Origin of the sequence: Agrobacterium sp. a22-2 (assembly GCF_012276985.1) — a bacterium.
Classification (GTDB): Bacteria; Pseudomonadota; Alphaproteobacteria; order Rhizobiales; family Rhizobiaceae; genus Allorhizobium.
This window is the reverse complement of the sequence record NZ_JAAXMM010000009.1, coordinates 149,884-168,380: the sequence shown is the minus strand read 5'-3', so window position 1 is coordinate 168,380 and position 18,497 is coordinate 149,884. Positions and strand designations below refer to the sequence as shown.

Below are 18,497 nucleotides of genomic sequence, written 5' to 3'. Positions count from 1 at the left end.
GTGATAACCTTTCCTTTGTCCTCGACTTTTGCTAGTTCCCCCTTAAATCAATTGGATTGGGGGCTCATATGACGCCGGATGTACGTCCACTTGTGGCCGGTAATTGGAAGATGAACGGCACCCGTGCTTCGCTCGACCAGATCAAGGCGATGGCCGAGGGCGTCAAGTCGCCGCTCGCCGAAAAGGTCGATGCGCTGATCTGCCCGCCGGCAACCCTTCTCTATGTGGCGACGGCCCTTTGCGATGACAGCCCGCTCTTGATCGGCGCCCAGGATTGCCACCAGAATGTCTCGGGCGCCCATACCGGCGAGATTTCTGCTGACATGATTGCCGATTGCTTTGGCACCTATGTCATCGTCGGCCATTCCGAGCGTCGCACCGATCACGCCGAGACCGATCATCTGGTGCGCGCCAAGGCCGAAGCCGCCTATGCGGCCGAGCTGACGGCGATCATCTGCATCGGCGAGACGGCGGACGAGCGCAAGGCCGGCCAGACCCTCGACATCCTGAAGCGCCAGCTGGCCGGTTCCGTGCCGGACAGTGCCATGGCCGACACCACCGTGATCGCCTATGAGCCGGTCTGGGCGATCGGCACGGGCGTCACGCCGACCACCAGGGACGTCGCTGAAGCCCATGCCTTCATGCGCGCCGAGCTGGTCAAGCGTTTCGGCGCAGAGGGCGCCAAGATGCGTATTCTCTACGGTGGCTCGGTCAAGCCCTCCAATGCGCGCGAACTGATGGCCGTCGACAATGTCGATGGCGCGCTGATCGGCGGTGCCAGCTTGAAAGCCTCCGATTTCCTCGCCATATACGGCGTCTACAAGGATCTGGTGTCCTGAATTGACGGCGAGGGGCTTTCCATGCCTCGTCACCTCATGTAAAGAGCCGCCGAAGCTTTAGAAGATTTTGCCCTGATGAGGGCAGGACGGATTACACATGCAGACCGTATTGATTGTCATTCACCTCATGATCGTGCTGGCGCTTGTCGGCGTCGTGCTGATCCAGCGCTCCGAGGGCGGTGGTTTGGGCATCGGCGGCGGCTCCGGTTTCATGTCGGCCCGCGGCACTGCCAATGCGCTGACACGCACCACGGCCATCCTTGCGGGCCTGTTCTTCGTGACTTCGCTTGGCCTCGGCATTCTGGCCCGCTACGAGTCGAAGCCCACCGACATTCTCGATCGCATCCCGGCCGGTACCTCGCAGGGCCAGGGCAGCAATGTTCTTGATCAGCTTCCGGGCGCCGCCGCTCCCGCAGCTCCGGCCACCAATGGTGCTGCACCGGCCGCGACGCCGGCAGCCCCCAAGCCGGATCCGAACGCCGTTCCGACTGGAAACTGATCGTTTCGTCGCCTAAGCTCCGGCGGGCTCATCGAGTCCGCCGGTTTTCTTTTGTCCATATTCCGGCCGGCTGATAAAAAATCGGGGTAAATCCTCTTTTGGGCTGGTGGAATCAATTTCAAATCGGTATCCGGTGAAGCCCATGGCGCGATATGTATTCATCACTGGCGGCGTGGTTTCCTCTCTTGGTAAGGGAATAGCGGCCGCAGCACTCGGAGCTTTGTTGCAGGCCCGCGGTTACCGCGTTCGCCTTCGCAAGCTGGACCCCTATCTCAACGTCGATCCCGGCACCATGAGCCCCACCCAGCACGGTGAGGTTTTCGTGACCGACGACGGCGCCGAGACGGACCTCGACCTCGGTCATTACGAACGCTTCACGGGGCGTTCGGCCACCAAAACAGACAACATCACCACGGGTCGGATCTACAAGAACATCATCGACAAGGAGCGGCGCGGCGACTATCTCGGCGCCACCGTTCAGGTCATTCCGCATGTCACCAACGAAATCAAGGATTTCGTGATTGAGGGCAATGACGATTACGACTTCGTCATCTGCGAGATCGGCGGCACGGTCGGCGACATCGAGGCCATGCCCTTCATGGAAGCGATCCGCCAGCTCGGCAACGACCTGCCGCGCGGCACCGCGATCTACGTGCACCTGACGCTGATGCCCTATATCCCGGCGGCCGGTGAATTGAAGACCAAGCCGACCCAGCATTCCGTCAAGGAATTGCAGGCCCTCGGTATCCATCCCGATATCCTGCTGGTGCGGGCCGACCGGGAAATCCCAGAAGCCGAACGCCGCAAGCTGTCGCTGTTCTGCAATGTCCGTCCGTCCGCCGTCATCCAGGCGCTTGATGCGGCCAATATCTATGACGTGCCGATCGCCTATCACAAGGAAGGCCTGGATTCAGAAGTGCTGGCTGCCTTCGGCATCGAACCGGCGCCCAAGCCGCGTCTGAAGGCCTGGGAAGACGTCTGCAACCGCATCCGCACCCCTGAGGGCGAGGTGACGATTGCCATCGTCGGCAAATATACCGGCTTGAAGGATGCCTACAAGTCGCTGATCGAGGCCCTGCACCATGGCGGGATCGCCAATCGGGTCAAGGTCAAGCTGGAATGGATCGAGTCGGAAGTCTTCGAGAAGGAAGACCCGGCACCGTGGCTTGAAAAGGTGCATGGCATTCTGGTGCCCGGCGGTTTCGGCGAGCGCGGCTCCGAGGGCAAGATCCTGGCGGCGCAGTTTGCCCGAGAGCGCAAGGTTCCCTATTTCGGCATCTGCTTCGGCATGCAGATGGCGGTCGTCGAAGCGGCCCGCCATCTGGCCGGCATCGAACATGCCTCCTCGACCGAATTCGGCAAGACCGAAGAACCGGTGGTTGGCCTGATGACCGAATGGATGAAGGGCAATCAGCTCGAGAAGCGCGCGGAATCGGGCGATCTCGGCGGCACGATGCGCCTGGGCGCCTACAAGGCTTCGCTCAAGAAGGGCACCCGGATCGCCGAAGTCTATGGTTCCACGGATATTTCCGAGCGCCATCGCCATCGCTACGAGGTCAATGTCGACTACAAGGAGCGCCTGGAAACCTGTGGCCTGGTGTTCTCCGGCATGTCGCCGGACGGCCTGCTGCCCGAGACGGTCGAATACCCGGATCACCCGTGGTTCATCGGCGTTCAGTACCACCCGGAACTGAAGAGCCGCCCGCTCGACCCGCATCCGCTGTTTGCCAGCTTCATCGGTGCTGCCATGGAGCAGAGCCGCCTGGTCTGAAGCGCTGAGCAATCCAGTTCTGAAAAGCAAAAGGCCCAGAGCGATCCGGGCCTTTTGCTTGCGTGGTTGTAGAGACAGGGCAGGGACAAACAAAAAGGCGACGGCCTGTTTGCAAGCCGTCGCCTTTCAAGTGTGACTGCAGGCGCCGATTAGGCGGCAGCAGCGGCCTTGCCGAGCGGAACTTCGGCAATGGTCTTCAGGACCTGCGAAGCGATCTGGTAAGGGTCGCCCTGGCTGTTCGGGCGGCGATCTTCGAGATAGCCGCGATAGCCGTTGTTGACGAACGAGTGCGGAACGCGGATCGAGGCGCCACGGTCGGCCACGCCATAGGAGAAGCTGTGGATCGAGGCGGTCTCGTGCTTGCCGGTCAGGCGCATGTGGTTGTCCGGACCGTAAACGGCGATGTGCTCTTCGCGGTTCTTTTCAAAGGCTGCCATCAGCGCTTCGAAATATTCCTTGCCGCCCACTTCGCGCATGTACTGGGTCGAGAAGTTGCAATGCATGCCCGAACCGTTCCAGTCGGTGTCGCCGAGCGGCTTGCAGTGATACTCGATGTCGATGCCATACTTTTCCGTCAGGCGCTGCAGGAGGTAACGAGCCATCCAGATTTCGTCGGCGGCCTTCTTGGAGCCCTTGCCGAAGACCTGGAATTCCCACTGGCCCTTGGCCACTTCGGCATTGATGCCTTCATGGTTGATGCCGGCGGCCAGGCACAGGTCGAGATGTTCTTCGACGATTTCGCGAGCAACGCTGCCGACGTTCTTGTAGCCGACGCCGGTGTAATACGGGCCCTGCGGAGCCGGGAAGCCGTGTTCCGGGAAGCCGAGCGGGCGACCGTCTTCGTAGAAGAAGTATTCCTGTTCGAAACCGAACCAGGTGCCTTCGTCGTCGAGAATGGTTGCGCGGCTGTTGGTCGGATGCGGGGTGACGCCATCGGGCATCATGACTTCGCACATGACAAGAACGCCATTGGTACGAGCCGGATCCGGGTAAACGGCAACAGGCTTCAGCACGCAGTCAGAGCTGCGGCCTTCGGCCTGCATGGTCGAGCTGCCGTCAAAGCCCCAGAGCGGGAGCTGTTCGAGCGTCGGGAACGTCTCGAATTCCTTGACCTGTGTCTTGCCGCGGAGATTTGGTACCGGAGTGTACCCGTCGAGCCAAATATACTCGAGCTTGTATTTTGTCATTGCGAACCTCTCATGGGTTAGTGATGCGAAGTGAGGGAGGTCGTTCGGCCAGCACCGCGGTCAAATCCCACCCGTCAACATCCGCGAAGTCCCTTGCATTTGACGTGCCAAACGGACCGGTTGTGTCGAAAAAACTTCAGGAAGATTGGGAGTCACGCGAATCAAGTGTCGAAAGTCGTCATTGTCGAGCCCTGGCGACACCTATCTGCGAGTCCGCTGATATTGCAAAAACATCGGCAGAACGGCGGATTCTGGCCGATTGCGGACGGTTTTCTCACGAAAATCATCAAAAAAGGCTCGTCATTTTTTAAGCGGCCGGCAAATTTGCCCAAAATGGTGCCTGAGGCGCAGAATTCCGTTCTCTCCGCGTTCGGCAAAACGGCACATAGCGATGGTGCATAATAAATGGGCAATTGATGATTTATTTTTAGGCAGATGATGCAATCGATATACAGGTCTGCTATATTAGGAGTTGAAAAAGATATTCAGGGTAGCATTGCTTTTAGAAGGAGACGCCCCAATGACGATGAGTTTCCATCGCGAAACGGCAAAGATTTACCAGTTCCCGCAGATCGCCCGCAAGGCGTTCCGGGATCTTCAGGCCCTCGAACGCACGGCGGGCGACGCCGCTTCGATGACGCGTTGCGACGCGGCGTCGGGCGGAAGCTGGTATCATGAAGAGGCCATTCGCGACGCCGACAAGACGACCAAGTCCTGACGCCATCCACAACCGGACGCCAACCGCAGGGTTGGCCGAGGCGTGAGTGCGGACTGGAATGGGTCGTTCAGCCGACGAACGGCCTCAGCAGCATGACCGGAACGGCAGCGCCGATCTCGACGAGTTCCCCATCGGGTGGTCGCACGATCAGGCAGTCGGACTGCGCAAAGATCTTCATCATCGATGAATCCTGCTTGCCGTAGCTGGTGACAATCAGCGCGCCGGCTTCATCGCGCCCAAGCCGGGCGCGCAGATAGTCCTGCCGCTTGTCGTTGGCGGCAAGCGGCGTTGCCGTGATGGCCATTGCATCGCGCCGGAAAGGCGTGAGACGCGTCATCCGGCCGAGCAGCGGTTCGAGAAACAGCAACGCACAGACCATGCTGGACACCGGATTTCCCGGCAGCCCCAGCACGCGCATGTCGCCCAGCGAGCCGACCATCAGCGGCTTGCCCGGGCGCATGGCGATCTTCCAGAAATCGAGCTGCATGCCGCAGGCGATCAGCGTCGACTGCACCAGGTCGTGATCTCCGACAGAGGCGCCGCCGAGCGTTACCAGAATGTCGGCCTTGGCAAGCCGGGCTTGCTCGATGGCGTCGGCGATGGCTTGCGGCTGGTCCGGCACGATTCCAAGGTCAAGCACGTCGGCGCCATTCTGACGGGCAAGCGCTGCAATCCCGAACGTATTGGAGCCGACGATCTGGCTGGGACCGGGAACCGTGCCCGGTCGGACCAGTTCGTCGCCCGTGGCGATAAGGGCCACCAGCGGCTTGCGGTAGACGGTAATCTCGGCATGGTTCATCGCAGCGATCAGTGTCAGGCGGGCGAAATCCAGCGGCGTGCCATCGGCAAGCACGGCTTCGCCCTGAAGAAAGTCCTGCCCGCGCGGCCGCACATGCCGGCCGATGGTGATGGGAAAGGTCGTCTTGATGCGGCGACCGTCGTCCAGCCGTTCGGCATCCTCCTGGATCAGCACCGTATCGGCGCCCTCCGGCATGGGCGCGCCGGTAAAGATCCGCACGGTCTCGCCGGGTCCGACCGAGCCGGAAAAGCCATGTCCGGCCGCTGATTCTCCGATCACCGTCAGAATGGCGCCGGGCTGCGGCGCATCGGCACCCCGCAGGGCATAGCCGTCCATGGCCGAGGCGTCGAAGGGCGGCTGGGTCAGCCTGGCTGCAATGGCGCCGCACAGCACCCGTCCGTCGGCATTGTGCAGGCCGACGGTCTCGCTGGCGGCAATCGGGGTCACGCCGTCCAGCAGGCGGCCTTGCGCCTCGGCGACCGTCAGCAGGCTCACGGAGCGGCCTCCGGACGGCGATAGGGGCCAGATTTTCCACCGGTCTTTTCCATCAGCCGGATACCGCCGATCTCCATGGATTTGTCGGCAGCCTTGGCCATGTCGTAGATCGTCAGGCAGGTGATCGACACCGCCGTCAGCGCCTCCATCTCGACGCCCGTCTTGCCGGTCAGCTTGACGGTTGCCGTGACGCGCAGGCCGGGCAGGGTGGCATCGTCCTCGATATCGACGGTGATCTTGCTGAGCATCAGCGGATGGCAGAGCGGAATGAGGTTCGATGTCTGTTTGGCGGCCATGATACCGGCAATGCGCGCCGTGCCGATGACATCGCCCTTCTTGGCATTACCCTCGCGGATCAGTGCCAATGTCGATGCCGCCATCCGGATATGGCCCTCGGCCACCGCCACGCGAACTGTCTCGGCCTTGTCGGCGACGTCGACCATATGGGCTTCGCCGGAGGCGCCGATATGGGTGAGGCCGGTCATTCGGCCGCCAGGGTGCCAGCGGTGCCGGTCAGCAGTTCGATCGTCGCCTGGGTCACATCGTCCCGGCGCATCAGGCTTTCGCCGACCAGGAAGGTGGTAATGCCGCTTTCCTTCATGCGCAGGCAGTCCGCATGGGTGAAGATGCCGCTTTCGCCGACCAGCAGGCGGTCGCTCGACACCAGTGGCGCCAGACGCTCGCTGACGGAAAGGCTGACCTCAAACGTCCGCAGATTGCGATTGTTGACGCCGATCATCGGCGAGGTGAGTTTCAGGGCGCGTTCGGTCTCTTCTTCGTCATGCACCTCGATCAACACGTCCATGCCGAGGCCCATGGCTTCCTGCTCCAGCCGTGCCGCGTCACTGTCGGATAGCGAGGCCATGATCAACAGGATGCAATCGGCGCCCCAGGCGCGGGCCTCATACACCTGATAGGTGTCGAACATGAAGTCCTTGCGCAGCGTCGGCAGCGTGCAGGCAGCCCGTGCCGCCTGTAGAAATTCCGGCGCGCCTTGAAAGCTCGGGCCATCGGTCAGAATGGAAAGACAGGTGGCGCCTCCCGCCTCATAGGCGCGCGCCAGCGCCGGCGGATCGAAATCCGGCCGAATCAGGCCTTTTGACGGGCTGGCCTTCTTGATCTCGGCGATCAGACCGAACTGCCCGGCGGCCTGGCGGGCCATCAGCGCCGCATAGAAGCCGCGCGGCGCGTCCTGGTCGGCAGCCATGGCCTTCAACTCGGCCAGCGGACGCGCCAGCTTCGCGGCGGCGATCTCGTCGCGCTTGTACTCTTCGATCCGCTTCAGGATATCGGTCATGCCTAGAACCTAACCTCAATTGCTGGCGTTGGAAACAGCCACGAGTTTTTCAAGCGCCGTCGCCGTTGCGCCGCTGTCGAGCGACTGCGTGGCAATCGCCATGCCGTCGCGCACGGTTGACGCCTTTCCGGCAATGACCAGGGCTGCGGCGGCGTTGCAAAGTGCAATATCGCGATAGGCGTTTTTGGCGCCGTTCAGCACGGCGGTCAGGGCTGCCGCATTCTCTACGCCGTCGCCGCCCTTCAGCGCCGCCAGATCCACCGTTTCGACGCCGAAGTCCGACGGTTGCAGTTCGAACGTGCGGATTTGGCCATTCTCCAGGGCCGCCACCTGGGTCATGCCCGTGGTGGTGATCTCGTCAAGACCATTGCCATGCACCACCCAGGCGCTTGTCGAGCCGAGGTCGCGCAGCACTTCGGCAAGCGGCATCACCCAGTCGGGCGAGAAGACACCCAGCAATTGCTGCCGCACGCCGGCCGGATTGGAGAGCGGTCCGAGCAGATTGAAAATGGTGCGCGTGCCCAGCTCGACGCGGGCCGGCCCGACATGGCGCATGGCCGAATGGTGCAGCTGCGCAAACATGAAGCCGATGCCGGCCTTAGAAATGCAGCGCGCAATGCCGGCCGGATCGATATCGAGCTTGACGCCCAGCGCCGACAGGCTGTCGGCCGCCCCCGATTTCGAACTCAAGGCCCGGTTACCGTGCTTGGCGACCGGCAGGCCGGTGCCCGCCACGATCAACGCGGCAAGCGTTGAGATATTATAGGTTCCCGTTCCGTCGCCGCCGGTCCCGACAATGTCGATGGCGTTGGACGGCGCATCGACGGGCAGCATCTTGGCGCGCATGACGCTGACGGCGCCGGCAATCTCGCCGACCGTCTCGCCGCGAACCCGCAGCGCCATCAGAAAGCCGCCGATCTGCGCCGGGGTCGCCTCGCCGGACATCAGGATTTCAAATGCCTCGCTGGCCTCGGCCCGCGACAGCGCGTCTCGATTGGCCACCTTGGCGATAAATGGCTTGAGCCCCGACATCAGCTGCGTCCCCCCAAATACTCGCGTCGATCAGCGAACCATGGCCTGTTCGGCCAGCGCCTGATTGACCCTGACACCGTAGTCCGCCTGCAACTGGTTGACCATCTGGTCGAGAATGTCGTCGCCGGCAGCCTTGGCCGTGGCCGTCAGCTGCTGCTCCTGGTCATCCAGCGCATTGGTGGTCGGCTGGCTATTGATCTCGGTCACCTTCAAAAGGATCTGCGTGTCCGGATCGTTGCCGGGTGCCGAGCCGAACGTTCCGACCGGGCCGGTAAAGGCGGCAGCGACCGCGGCCGCACCCAGAACAGCGTCCTCGCTGCTGCGGCGCAAGCCGGACTTGTTCTCCACCGAAATGGCCAGTTCCGCGGCGATGTCGGCAAGGGTCGCGCCCTGTTCGGCCCGTTCCTTGAGGCTCTCGACCTTGGCGCCGAGCGCGATCTTCTGCTGTTCGGCGGTCCAGTCGGCGACAGCCTTTTCACGCACTTCGGAAAGCGGGCGATCGCGTTCGGCAACGATGTCGCGCACCTCGAACCAGACATAGCCGTCGTTGCCGATCGACAGCGGCAGGGCTTCGACGCCGACTTCGGTCTGGAAGACTTCGGCAATCAGCGCCTGCTTTTCCGGAATGCCGGCAATCTCCTTCTCGGACTTGTCGAGGCCCTGGCGGTCGATGGCGTCGACGATCACCGGCTTGAGGTTCAGTTCCTTGGCGGCGTCCTCAAGCGACGAGCCGGAGGCGCGCAGGTCTTCGAACCGGTCATGGGCAGTGGTGATGTCCTCGATCGCGGCCGCGGTGGCCAGGCTCTCGCGGATCTGGTCCTTGACTTCCTCGAAGCTCTGGGTACGGCCCGGCTTGATATTGGAAACGCGCAGCACGACAGGCCCGAACGAGCCGTCGATGACCGGCGACGTTGCCCCTTCCTTCTCGATGGCGAAGGCCGCCTCGGCGAGCGCCGGATCGGGAACCTTGTCCTTGGTGAAGTCACCGATCAGCACGTCGGTGGCGGTCTTGCCCTGATCGGCAACCAGCTGGTCGAACGTTGTGCCTTCCTTCATCGCTTCCACGGCGGCCTCGGCCATTTCGCGGTTCTCGAAGGTCAGCTGCTCGATCGTCCGTGTACCGGCGATTTCGTATCGCGCCTTGCGGGCCTCGTAGTCCTGCCGCGCCACCTCGTCGGAAATGCTGGCCGGATCGGCAAGATCGGCGGGCTGGAGTTTGACATAGGAAAAGGCGCGGTATTCCGGCGCCCGGTAGCCGGCCTTGACCGTTTCGAACCAGGCGGCGAGCGTCGCCTCGTCCGGCGCCTTGATCGGGTCGATATTGGCGCTGGTCAGCAGCAGATAGTCGATGGTGCGGCTTTCGTTGCGGTACTGCCGCAGGGCATCGACCAGCGTCTGCGGCGGCGTAAAGCCGTCCGAGGTCGCCTCGACGATCTGGCTGCGCACGGCAACCTTTGAACGCTCGAGAATATAGTCTTCCTCGCGCAGTCCCGAATTGCGCAGGCGGGAGGCAAACAGCTGACGGTCGAACTGGCCGGTGCTCTCGTTGCGGAAGGCCGGGTCATCGGCGATCAGGCCAGCCAGCCTGTCCTTGGAAAGGCCAAGGCGCATCTCTTCGGAGAGCTGGTCCAGTGCCGCACCGGCGGCGAGCTGGGCATAGACCTGCGTATCGATGCCCAATGCCCGCGCCTGCTCGGTGGTCAGCTGGGTTCCGAACCGGCGGCTGAGATCGGACATCTGCCGTTGATAGGCCAGCCTGAACTCGTTGGTGGAGATCGTCTGGTCGCCGACGGTAATGACGGCATCGGAATTGTCGCCAATGAGGGAGCTCGAAACACCCCAGATGCCGAAGGACCCGACAAGCAGCAGCAGAAGGCCCTTGGCAAACCAGGTACGTGAAGCTTTTCTCAGTAATTCGAGCATCGGAACGCAAACCTCAATGAATGATCTTCGCAAGCCTGCGAAGCAGTTGACGTTCCTTAAATCAAACTGTCACGGAAATGAAGGCGTGTTTGGTGAAAAGCGGATGGGACGAACATGATCGAGGCGGGCTTTCGGGTCTCCTTGTCGCCACAACCGGCGCGGCAACGGTGGAGCGAGGTCCGCGTCGGTTGACAAATATCAATGTCTCGCCGCCGGGTTGCCTCCTATAGTGCGCCGCACACTGCCTGTGACCAGCTTAAGGATGATTGCGTGGAAAATCTCGATGGCAAGACCGTTTCGCCAGCAGCGAGCGGGTTGACGTCCGGTCAGGCAGAGACAGCATTGCAGCATTTCGGGCCGAACCGTCTTCCGGTCGTTCCGCCGCCGACCTTCCTGAAGGTCCTGGCGCTGCAGTTTCTCAGTCCGCTGATCTATATCCTGATGGCCTCGGCGGCCCTGTCGATGGTGCTGAGCGAAATCACCGATGCCCTGTTCATCGCCGTAGTGCTGATCATCAACGGCATTGTCGGCGCCATCCAGGAATATTCCGCCGGAAAGTCCGCCGATGCGCTGCGCGCCCTGGAACAGCCTCATGCCACGGTGGTGCGCGACGGAATGCGCCGGATGATCGATGCGGCCGACCTCGTGCCGGGTGATCTGGTGATGCTTGAATCCGGCGAGCGCGTGCCGGCCGATATCAAACTCCGGGAGGTCGAGGGCCTGCAAAGCGACGAAGCGGCCCATACCGGTGAATCCCGGCCGGTTGCCAAGACGGATGGTGACATGGTCTTTGCCGGAACCATCGTCACGCGGGGCAGGGCGCGCGGCATTGTCACCGCCACCGGCAGCCAGACCGAACTCGGGCGCATCGCCGGCGCGATCCAGGAACGATCAATCGCCAAGCCGCCGCTGATGATCCGCATGGAAGGTTTCACCCGGCTGATCGCCATTGCGGTGGGTGTCGCCATCATCTTTTTGGTGGCGGTCGGACTGTTGCGGCAGATGGCGCTCGGCGACCTTTTGACCATGTCGATCGGCCTTGCCGTCAGCGCCATTCCCGAAGGCCTGCCGATTGCCATCACCGTGGCGCTGGCGATCAGCATGCGGCGCATGGCCGGCGCCAATGTCATCGTGCGCAACCTGCCGGCGGTCGAGGCGCTCGGATCGTGCACGATGATTGCCACGGACAAGACGGGCACCCTGACCCTCAACGAGTTGACGGTGACCGATATCCGGCTGCCCGACGGCACCCATTGGCTGCTCGACACCGGCACGGATCCGGTCGCCGGCGGTATTCGCAGCCATGACGGTGTCCACGAGGTGCCGAATGCGGCCGTCACTCGTCTGCTGACGGCGGCGAGTCTGCCGAATGAGGCTCAACTGACGGGCGGCAATGACACGTTCGAGCCGATGGGCGACACGGTGGACATTGCTTTGCTGGCAGCAGCCCACAAGGGTGGCGTCACGCGGACGCAGCTGCTGGAAGACTTCCCGCTGCACAGCCGCATTCCCTACGAGCCCGAGCAGAAATATGCCGCCTCCTTCCACCATGCGCAGGATGCGTTGCGGGTCTTCGTCAAGGGCGCGCCGGATATGCTGATGGCGATGTGCGAGACCATGCAGGTCGCCGACCGACCCGTGTCCCTCGACCAGCATCTTCTACGTGCCCAGATCGACGCCATGGCCAGCGAGGGCCTGCGGGTGCTGGCCTTTGCCGAGGGCCGGATTGCCCGTTCCGGCGACCTTGCCTATGACGGCCGCGTGCTCATCGACCTCAATTTCCTGGGCCTTGCCGGCATGCAGGATCCCATCCGTCCGGAAGTGCCGGCTGCCCTGGCTGCCTGCCGCAGCGCCGGCATCGACGTGGCCGTCATCACCGGCGACGACCCGAAAACCGCGGCCGTGATCGCCCGCCAGGCCGGCCTGATGTTTGGCGACGGCGATGTCGCCAGCGGCGAGCACGTCGCCGAGGCAAGCGCAGCCGGCGACACGGTGCTGGACGAGCTGACGCGCCATGTGCGGGTTTTTGCACGGGTCAAGCCGGAGCAGAAACTGTCGATCGTCCGATCGCTCGCCCGCAACGGCCATTATGTGGCCGTCACCGGCGACGGCGTCAACGATTCGCCCGCCCTGAAGCATGCCCATGTCGGCGTGGCGATGGGGTGCAAGGGCACCGATGTCGCCAAGGAAAGTGCCGACATCATCCTGACGGACGATAATTTCGCCTCGATCGTTGCCGGTATCCGCGAGGGGCGGGTTGCCTATAACAATATCCGCAAGGTCATTTTCATGCTGGTTTCGACAGGGGCGGCCGAGGTGCTGCTGTTCGTCCTGGCCATGATCGCCGGTACGCCGATGCCGATGACCGCCGTGCAGCTTCTGTGGCTCAACCTCGTCACCAACGGCGTGCAGGACGTGGCGCTGGTGACCGAACCTGCCGAGGGCGACGAGCTGCTGCAGCCGGTGCGGCGCCCCGGCGAGCCGATCTTCGACCGCTTGATGTTGCGGCGGATCGTGACGGCCACCGTGATGATGGGCGGCGGCGGTTTCGCACTGTTCTACTGGCTAAGCTCGCAGGGCGTCTCGGCATTTGCGGTCAGCAACCTGCTGCTGCTCCTCTTCGTGCTGTTTGAAAACTTCCAGTGCCTCAATAGCCGCTCGGAGCGGCGCTCGGTCTTCCGCCAGAGACTGTCGTCCAATCCCTACCTGCTGTTCAGCATCATCGGTGCCCAGGCGCTGCATATCGGCGCCATGTATGTGCCGGGACTGAACAGACTGCTGGGGATCGCGCCGATCAGCCTGTACGAATGGCTGCTGTTTCTGCTGGCCGCCTCTTCGGTGCTGCTCGTCAGCGAAGTGGACAAATGGCTCGACCGCCGGCACCGCAACGCGGCCAAGGCGGGCGCTTGAAAAAGAAGAAACCCGGCAGGCCATCTGGCTTGCCGGGTCTCTGTTGATCCATTGTCGTTTCGGTGATGGCCAGCGCTTAGCGCTTGGAAACCGGAACGTAATCGCGCTGCGGAGCGCCGGTATAGAGCTGCCGCGGACGGCCGATGCGCTGCTGAGGATCCTCGATCATCTCGTTCCACTGGGCGATCCAGCCGACGGTGCGGGCAAGGGCGAACAGCACGGTGAACATGGTGGTCGGGAAGCCGAGCGCACGCAGCGTGATGCCGGAATAGAAGTCGACGTTCGGATAGAGCTTCTTCTCGATGAAGTAGCTGTCGCTGAGCGCGATCTTTTCCAGTTCCAGAGCGACCTGCATCAGCGGATCGTCGCCGTGGCCGGTGGCTTCCAGCACTTCGTACATGGTCTTCTGCATGATCTTGGCGCGCGGGTCGTAGTTTTTGTAGACCCGGTGGCCGAAGCCCATCAGACGGAACGGATCGTTCTTGTCCTTGGCGCGGGCGATATATTCCGGAATGCGGTCGACCGTGCCGATTTCCATCAGCATGTTGAGCGCCGCTTCGTTGGCGCCGCCATGGGCCGGGCCCCAGAGGCAGGCAATGCCGGCCGCGATGCAGGCGAACGGATTGGCACCGGACGAGCCGGCCAGACGCACCGTCGAGGTCGACGCATTCTGCTCGTGATCGGCATGCAGGATGAAGATGCGGTCCATGGCGCGGGCCAGAACCGGATTGACCGTATATTCCTCGCAAGGCACGGCAAAGCACATGCGCAGGAAGTTCGAGGCATAGTCGAGATCGTTCTTGGGATACACGAAGGGCTGGCCGATATGATACTTGTAGGCCATGGCGGCGATTGTCGGCATCTTGGCGATCATGCGCAGCGAAGCCACCATACGCTGGTGCGGATCGGTGATGTCGGTGCTGTCATGATAGAAGGCCGAGAGCGCACCGACGGTGCCGACCATGACGGCCATCGGATGGGCGTCGCGGCGGAAGCCGGTAAAGAATTTGCTCATCTGTTCATGCACCATGGTGTGATGCGTGACGCGATGGTCGAAATCCTTCTTCTGGGCAGCGGTCGGCAGTTCGCCGTAGAGCAGCAGATAGCAGACTTCGAGGAAATCGCCCTTTTCGGCCAGCTGTTCGATCGGGTAGCCGCGGTGCAGCAGAACGCCTTCGTCGCCGTCGATATAGGTGATCTTGGACTCGCAGGATGCGGTCGAGGTGAAACCCGGATCATAGGTAAACGCGCCGGTGTGCTTGTAAAGCGCGCCGATGTCGATGACGTCAGGGCCGATGGTCCCGCCCTTGACGGTCAGCTCGACCGATTTGTCTCCAAGTTTTAGTGCAGCGCTTTTGTCCGTCATGCGAATCCTCCGGAAGTGGCGGGAAGGCGCCCGAGGCGCCACAGGTTTTAAGCGTTCGAATTAGCTATATGATCCGGAGGTTAATGCCAAGCTATCCGAAGGGCAAATTGTGCATCGCGATATAATCGTTATGGATCACTATTTTCGCGTTTTGGGGCAATTGCCGATTCTCCGCCGCCGCTTTCCTCGGCTCTCGTTGCTTGTTACCATTATCTTTCAGAGCGGCCGTGAGATCGGCGCGATAGTCGACAGGGCGATGCATCATGCAGGAGCCGTTCGTGACCGAAGCCAGGCGAGCTCCGGTGGGCATGACCGCCCGCCTGGAGGCGCTGCTGGTGCGGTCGGGAGACCCTGGCGATGATGATGATCCCGGTCCGCTTGCCGTTCTGTCCGATGACGCAAGGTCCGAGCTTGCACTCTCCCCGATCAGCCGGCTTGCCCGGCGGGCAGCTATCGCCTGGGACAGGGAAGTCGCCTTTGGCCATGCCTTCCTGTTTGTGCCCGTCTGCCTCGGCCTGGGCGCTGTCGTCTGGTTCACAGCGCGGACGTCACCGCATTTTCTGGCCGTCATCCTCGCCCTTGCGGTCCTTGTGCCGTCTGCGATTTATGCCTGGAGCCGCAACCGTGCCCTCTGCCACGGGCTTGCCGCCCTGGCGCTGATGGCGCTCGGCATGCTGCTCGCCGATTTTGAGACCTGGCGGCGGCGCACGGTTCTCATCGACACGCCGGTCACCACCTGGATCACCGGCAGCATCGAGGCGCGGGAATCGGACGGCGCCGGGCGCTGGCGTTATGTCGTGCGACTTGAGGGGACCAAAGACCCGGTGCTGAAACGCCCACCGACCCGCGTTGCCCTGTTGGCCCGAAGCGCCCACCAGCCCTTATTGTTGGGGCAGGGTATATCCGGCAGGGCCCGGCTGCAGCCGCCCTCCGGTCCGGCCCTGCCGGGCCTCACCGATTTCGCCTTCGCATCCTATTTTTCAGGCATCGGCGCGATCGGCTATTTCTAGGGCCGCCGCAGGCGGTTGCGGTCACGGCCGCGCCAGCCGGGAACGGCTGGCTGTCGCAAGCGGAGGCGCGCCTGTCGACGCTACGCGGCGCGGTGACGCTGCGCATTCGCAGTCAGATCCCCGGCGATGCGGGCGCCTTTGCTGCCGCCATCGTCACCGGCGAGCGGCGGGCTTTGTCCGAGGACGCCAACGAAGCGCTGCGCATGGCGGGTCTCTTCCATATCATTTCCATTTCCGGCCTTCACATGGCTTTGGCCGGCGGCCTGTTCTTCGTCGGCCTGCGGTTTCTCCTCAGCCTTTCCGGCGCGCTGGCGGAGGCCTATCCGATCAAGAAGATCGCGGCAGCCGGTGCACTGCTGACGACGACCGGTTATTTTCTGATCTCCGGCTACCAAGTGACCGCCCAGCGCGCCTTTCTGATGATGGCCATCATGCTCTGCGCCGCCTTCGTCGACCGCCCCGTCATCAGCATGCGCAATGCCGCCGTCGCCGCCATCGTCGTGATTGCCATTGCGCCTTCGCAGATCCTCGGACCCAGTTTCCAGATGTCCTTTGCCGCCACCGTGGCGCTGATTGCCGGCTATGCGGCCTGGCGCCGGCGGCCGCGATACGAAACCGCTCTGGCAAACCTTCCCGGAGCCCGCCTGGCAAAGCTCGTGGCAACCGTGTTTGGCGGGATCTTCCTGACATCGTTGATCGGGGGCCTGTCGACGTCGATCTTCGCGCTGTCGCATTTTCACAGGCTCGGTGCCCACAGCATCGAGGCCAATCTCGCTGCCATGCCGATCATGTCGCTGCTGGTCATGCCGGCCGGCCTGATCGGCATGATCCTCATGCCCTTCGGCCTTGATGCCATCCCCTTGAAAGTCATGGGATTTGGCCTCGATCTGGTGATCGTCATTGCCGAGCATGTCGCCGGCTGGGGCGGCGAAGTGGCAACCGGCCGGCTCTCTCCCGGCTTCCTGCCGCTGGCCTCCGCCGGCCTCATTGCCTTGACGTTGCTCGGCTCAAATCTCCGCCACATCGGCACGGCCTGCCTGCTGCTGGCAGTTGCCATCGAGATTCTGGTCCCACCGGCCCGCCCGGCCGATCTCGTCATTGCCGAGGATGGCCAACTCGTCGGCCTCTTGCAGGACGGGGCGATGGCCACCAACCGCCGCCGCCCGCCGGACTTCGTCTATCATCAATGGCAGACCGCCCTGCGCATCGCCAAGCATGTCGGGCCGGTTTCCGTCGAGCCGAAGGGATTCGTGCCGGCCGGTCTGCGCTCGGCTGCCGAGCCCGCGACCAGCCAATCCACGACCCGAGAGCACCCGGCCGGTGAGCCATCAACCGGAAAGGCCTCGGTCGATGAACGCATCAAAGCACAGCCCGCAAGGCAAGAGGACCAGGACGCCGCCCTGAAAGCCGCACGCGCCGCCATGGGCGAAATGGTCCGGCAGACCCCGACCGGACAGTTTTCCTGCATCGACAAAGCCTGGTGCGTGGCGCGAACCGCAACCGACTGGCGCATCATTGTGGTTGAACATTATGCCTATGCCGGAATGGCCTGCGACATGGCCGACCTCGTCGTCACGACGCAACGGCCAAGTTTCACTCAATGCCGCTCCGGCGCGCAGCTGATCACGGTTGAAACGCTGCGCCGCACCGGCTCACTCGAACTCGCCCTTGGCGACCCGTCGAAGCGCGAGCTTGTCCAGCGGGCAGCCCTCAGCGCCACCGATCGACCCTGGTCAGTCCATCGTCGCTATGACTGGCGCGCCGACGCCTATCTCGACGTCGCGCCGCCCTATCGCCCAAGAACAGTCAGTGATAACGGCGGATGAGGCCGACCAGCTTGCCCTGGATCTTCACCCGGTCGGGGCCGAAAATCCGGGTCTCATAGGCCGGGTTTGCCGCTTCAAGCGCAATCGACGCGCCGCGGCGGCGGAAGCGCTTCAGCGTGGCTTCCTCGTCATCGACCAGGGCCACGACGATGTCGCCGGGATTGGCATTGCTGGCATTGCGGATGATCACGGTATCGCCGTCGAGAATGCCGGCCTCGATCATCGAATCGCCCTTGACCTCCAGCGCGTAATGTTCGCCGGATCCCAGCATTTCCGCCGGCACCGAAATATCGTGGGTATTGTTCTGGATCGCCGAGATCGGCACACCGGCAGCGATGCGGCCCATCATCGGTACCGATGTCGAGCGGGACGCCTCGTCGGCGGAACTCTTTTGCGGCACGGCGGCAACCGGCGGGTTCTTGCCGAGGCTGCCTTCGATGACGCTGGGCGAGAAGCCGCGGCGCGGCTGGAGGCTAGGCGTATAGGCTTCCGGCAGGCGGATGACCTCAAGTGCCCGGGCCCGGTTCGGCAGCCGGCGGATGAAGCCGCGTTCTTCCAAAGCCGTGATCAGCCGGTGAATGCCAGATTTCGACGCCAGGTCCAGCGCATCCTTCATTTCGTCGAAGGACGGAGGCACGCCTGACTCCTTCATCCGCTCATGAATGAACAGAAGCAGTTCCTGTTGTTTGCGCGTCAGCATCTGGCCAAATCCCCGAATTTTGTGAAACAAATCCAGAACATACACTATATGTTCCATTTGTGTTCCGCAAGTCCCTAATTTGCGGTGAATCCCGTTGACCGTTTCGACTTTTTTTTGAAAGGTTG

General features: G+C 62.6%; 15 protein-coding genes. 7 read left to right on the top strand and 8 right to left on the bottom strand.

The features are described from left to right. Positions 1-68 precede the first annotated feature (68 nt). The 3 genes from tpiA (at position 69) to HFC70_RS15615 (ending at position 3,109) form a co-directional block, all read left to right on the top strand. A complete protein-coding gene (gene tpiA, locus HFC70_RS15625) occupies positions 69-839 on the top strand; it encodes a triose-phosphate isomerase (RefSeq protein WP_168474194.1) in 771 nt (256 codons plus the stop codon). 97 nt (positions 840-936) lie between these two features. Continuing rightward, positions 937-1,338: a preprotein translocase subunit SecG gene (gene secG, locus HFC70_RS15620; RefSeq protein ID WP_168474193.1), complete on the top strand. Its 402-nt coding sequence runs from the start codon at positions 937-939 to the stop codon at positions 1,336-1,338. A gap of 142 nt (positions 1,339-1,480) precedes the next feature. Continuing rightward, positions 1,481-3,109, top strand: a complete 1,629-nt coding sequence (locus HFC70_RS15615; RefSeq protein WP_168474192.1) for a CTP synthase — start codon at positions 1,481-1,483, stop codon at positions 3,107-3,109. A gap of 149 nt (positions 3,110-3,258) precedes the next feature. On the opposite strand, the gene HFC70_RS15610 is transcribed toward HFC70_RS15615, so the two are convergent. Continuing rightward, positions 3,259-4,296 carry a glutamine synthetase beta-grasp domain-containing protein gene (locus HFC70_RS15610; RefSeq protein WP_168474191.1) on the bottom strand — a complete coding sequence of 346 codons (1,038 nt, stop codon included), beginning with the start codon at positions 4,294-4,296 and terminating at the stop codon, positions 3,259-3,261. 520 nt (positions 4,297-4,816) lie between these two features. On the opposite strand from HFC70_RS15610, the gene HFC70_RS15605 reads away from it, so the two are divergent. After that, positions 4,817-5,014, top strand: coding sequence for a DUF2735 domain-containing protein (locus HFC70_RS15605; protein WP_168474190.1), 198 nt, complete (start codon positions 4,817-4,819; stop codon positions 5,012-5,014). Positions 5,015-5,081: 67 nt separating this feature from the next. On the opposite strand, the gene glp is transcribed toward HFC70_RS15605, so the two are convergent. Genes glp through HFC70_RS15580 form a run of 5 tightly spaced genes read right to left on the bottom strand, consistent with a single transcriptional unit; the run spans position 5,082 to position 10,560 of the window. After that, positions 5,082-6,308, bottom strand: a complete 1,227-nt coding sequence (gene glp, locus HFC70_RS15600; RefSeq protein ID WP_168474189.1) for a gephyrin-like molybdotransferase Glp — start codon at positions 6,306-6,308, stop codon at positions 5,082-5,084. Further along, positions 6,305-6,793: a cyclic pyranopterin monophosphate synthase MoaC gene (gene moaC / locus HFC70_RS15595; RefSeq protein WP_168474188.1), complete on the bottom strand. Its 489-nt coding sequence runs from the start codon at positions 6,791-6,793 to the stop codon at positions 6,305-6,307. Before moaC ends, glp begins: the two co-directional genes overlap by 4 nt. Further along, positions 6,790-7,605: an indole-3-glycerol phosphate synthase TrpC gene (trpC, locus tag HFC70_RS15590; protein WP_168474187.1), complete on the bottom strand. Its 816-nt coding sequence runs from the start codon at positions 7,603-7,605 to the stop codon at positions 6,790-6,792. The genes moaC and trpC overlap by 4 nt, the downstream gene beginning before the upstream one ends. 15 nt (positions 7,606-7,620) lie before the next feature. Continuing rightward, the gene (gene trpD / locus HFC70_RS15585; protein WP_168474186.1) at positions 7,621-8,637 is read right to left on the bottom strand and encodes an anthranilate phosphoribosyltransferase; all 1,017 of its coding nucleotides are present in this window, start codon (positions 8,635-8,637) and stop codon (positions 7,621-7,623) included. A 30-nt stretch (positions 8,638-8,667) separates the two neighbouring features. Next, positions 8,668-10,560, bottom strand: a complete 1,893-nt coding sequence (locus tag HFC70_RS15580; RefSeq protein ID WP_168474185.1) for a peptidylprolyl isomerase — start codon at positions 10,558-10,560, stop codon at positions 8,668-8,670. Between the two features lie 270 nt (positions 10,561-10,830). On the opposite strand from HFC70_RS15580, the gene HFC70_RS15575 reads away from it, so the two are divergent. After that, positions 10,831-13,470, top strand: coding sequence for a cation-translocating P-type ATPase (locus HFC70_RS15575; RefSeq protein ID WP_368669671.1), 2,640 nt, complete (start codon positions 10,831-10,833; stop codon positions 13,468-13,470). A gap of 76 nt (positions 13,471-13,546) precedes the next feature. Here the strand turns inward: HFC70_RS15575 and gltA are convergent, their stop codons facing one another. Continuing rightward, on the bottom strand, positions 13,547-14,836 hold the full coding sequence (gene gltA, locus HFC70_RS15570) for a citrate synthase (RefSeq protein WP_168474183.1): 1,290 nt from the start codon (positions 14,834-14,836) through the stop codon (positions 13,547-13,549). A gap of 278 nt (positions 14,837-15,114) precedes the next feature. On the opposite strand from gltA, the gene HFC70_RS27010 reads away from it, so the two are divergent. After that, positions 15,115-15,846 carry a DUF4131 domain-containing protein gene (locus tag HFC70_RS27010; RefSeq protein WP_246735808.1) on the top strand — a complete coding sequence of 244 codons (732 nt, stop codon included), beginning with the start codon at positions 15,115-15,117 and terminating at the stop codon, positions 15,844-15,846. Positions 15,847-15,938: 92 nt separating this feature from the next. Then, positions 15,939-17,672, top strand: coding sequence for a ComEC/Rec2 family competence protein (locus tag HFC70_RS15565; RefSeq protein ID WP_368669670.1), 1,734 nt, complete (start codon positions 15,939-15,941; stop codon positions 17,670-17,672). On the opposite strand, the gene lexA is transcribed toward HFC70_RS15565, so the two are convergent. After that, positions 17,653-18,372 carry a transcriptional repressor LexA gene (gene lexA / locus HFC70_RS15560; protein WP_168474182.1) on the bottom strand — a complete coding sequence of 240 codons (720 nt, stop codon included), beginning with the start codon at positions 18,370-18,372 and terminating at the stop codon, positions 17,653-17,655. The two genes, HFC70_RS15565 and lexA, sit on opposite strands and share 20 nt — an antisense overlap. Positions 18,373-18,497 lie beyond the last annotated feature (125 nt).

Excerpts from the sequence above, each read along its gene's own strand:
- HFC70_RS15610 (WP_168474191.1), bottom strand. The coding sequence starts at position 4,296 with ATGACAAAATACAAGCTCGAGTATATTTGGCTCGACGGGTACACTCCG.
- tpiA (WP_168474194.1), top strand. The coding sequence starts at position 69 with ATGACGCCGGATGTACGTCCACTTGTGGCCGGTAATTGGAAGATGAAC.
- trpC (WP_168474187.1), bottom strand. The coding sequence starts at position 7,605 with ATGACCGATATCCTGAAGCGGATCGAAGAGTACAAGCGCGACGAGATC.
- HFC70_RS15580 (WP_168474185.1), bottom strand. The coding sequence starts at position 10,560 with ATGCTCGAATTACTGAGAAAAGCTTCACGTACCTGGTTTGCCAAGGGC.
- HFC70_RS15615 (WP_168474192.1), top strand. The coding sequence starts at position 1,481 with ATGGCGCGATATGTATTCATCACTGGCGGCGTGGTTTCCTCTCTTGGT.
- moaC (WP_168474188.1), bottom strand. The coding sequence starts at position 6,793 with ATGACCGGCCTCACCCATATCGGCGCCTCCGGCGAAGCCCATATGGTC.
- HFC70_RS15605 (WP_168474190.1), top strand. The coding sequence starts at position 4,817 with ATGACGATGAGTTTCCATCGCGAAACGGCAAAGATTTACCAGTTCCCG.
- lexA (WP_168474182.1), bottom strand. The coding sequence starts at position 18,372 with ATGCTGACGCGCAAACAACAGGAACTGCTTCTGTTCATTCATGAGCGG.
- secG (WP_168474193.1), top strand. The coding sequence starts at position 937 with ATGCAGACCGTATTGATTGTCATTCACCTCATGATCGTGCTGGCGCTT.
- gltA (WP_168474183.1), bottom strand. The coding sequence starts at position 14,836 with ATGACGGACAAAAGCGCTGCACTAAAACTTGGAGACAAATCGGTCGAG.
- trpD (WP_168474186.1), bottom strand. The coding sequence starts at position 8,637 with ATGTCGGGGCTCAAGCCATTTATCGCCAAGGTGGCCAATCGAGACGCG.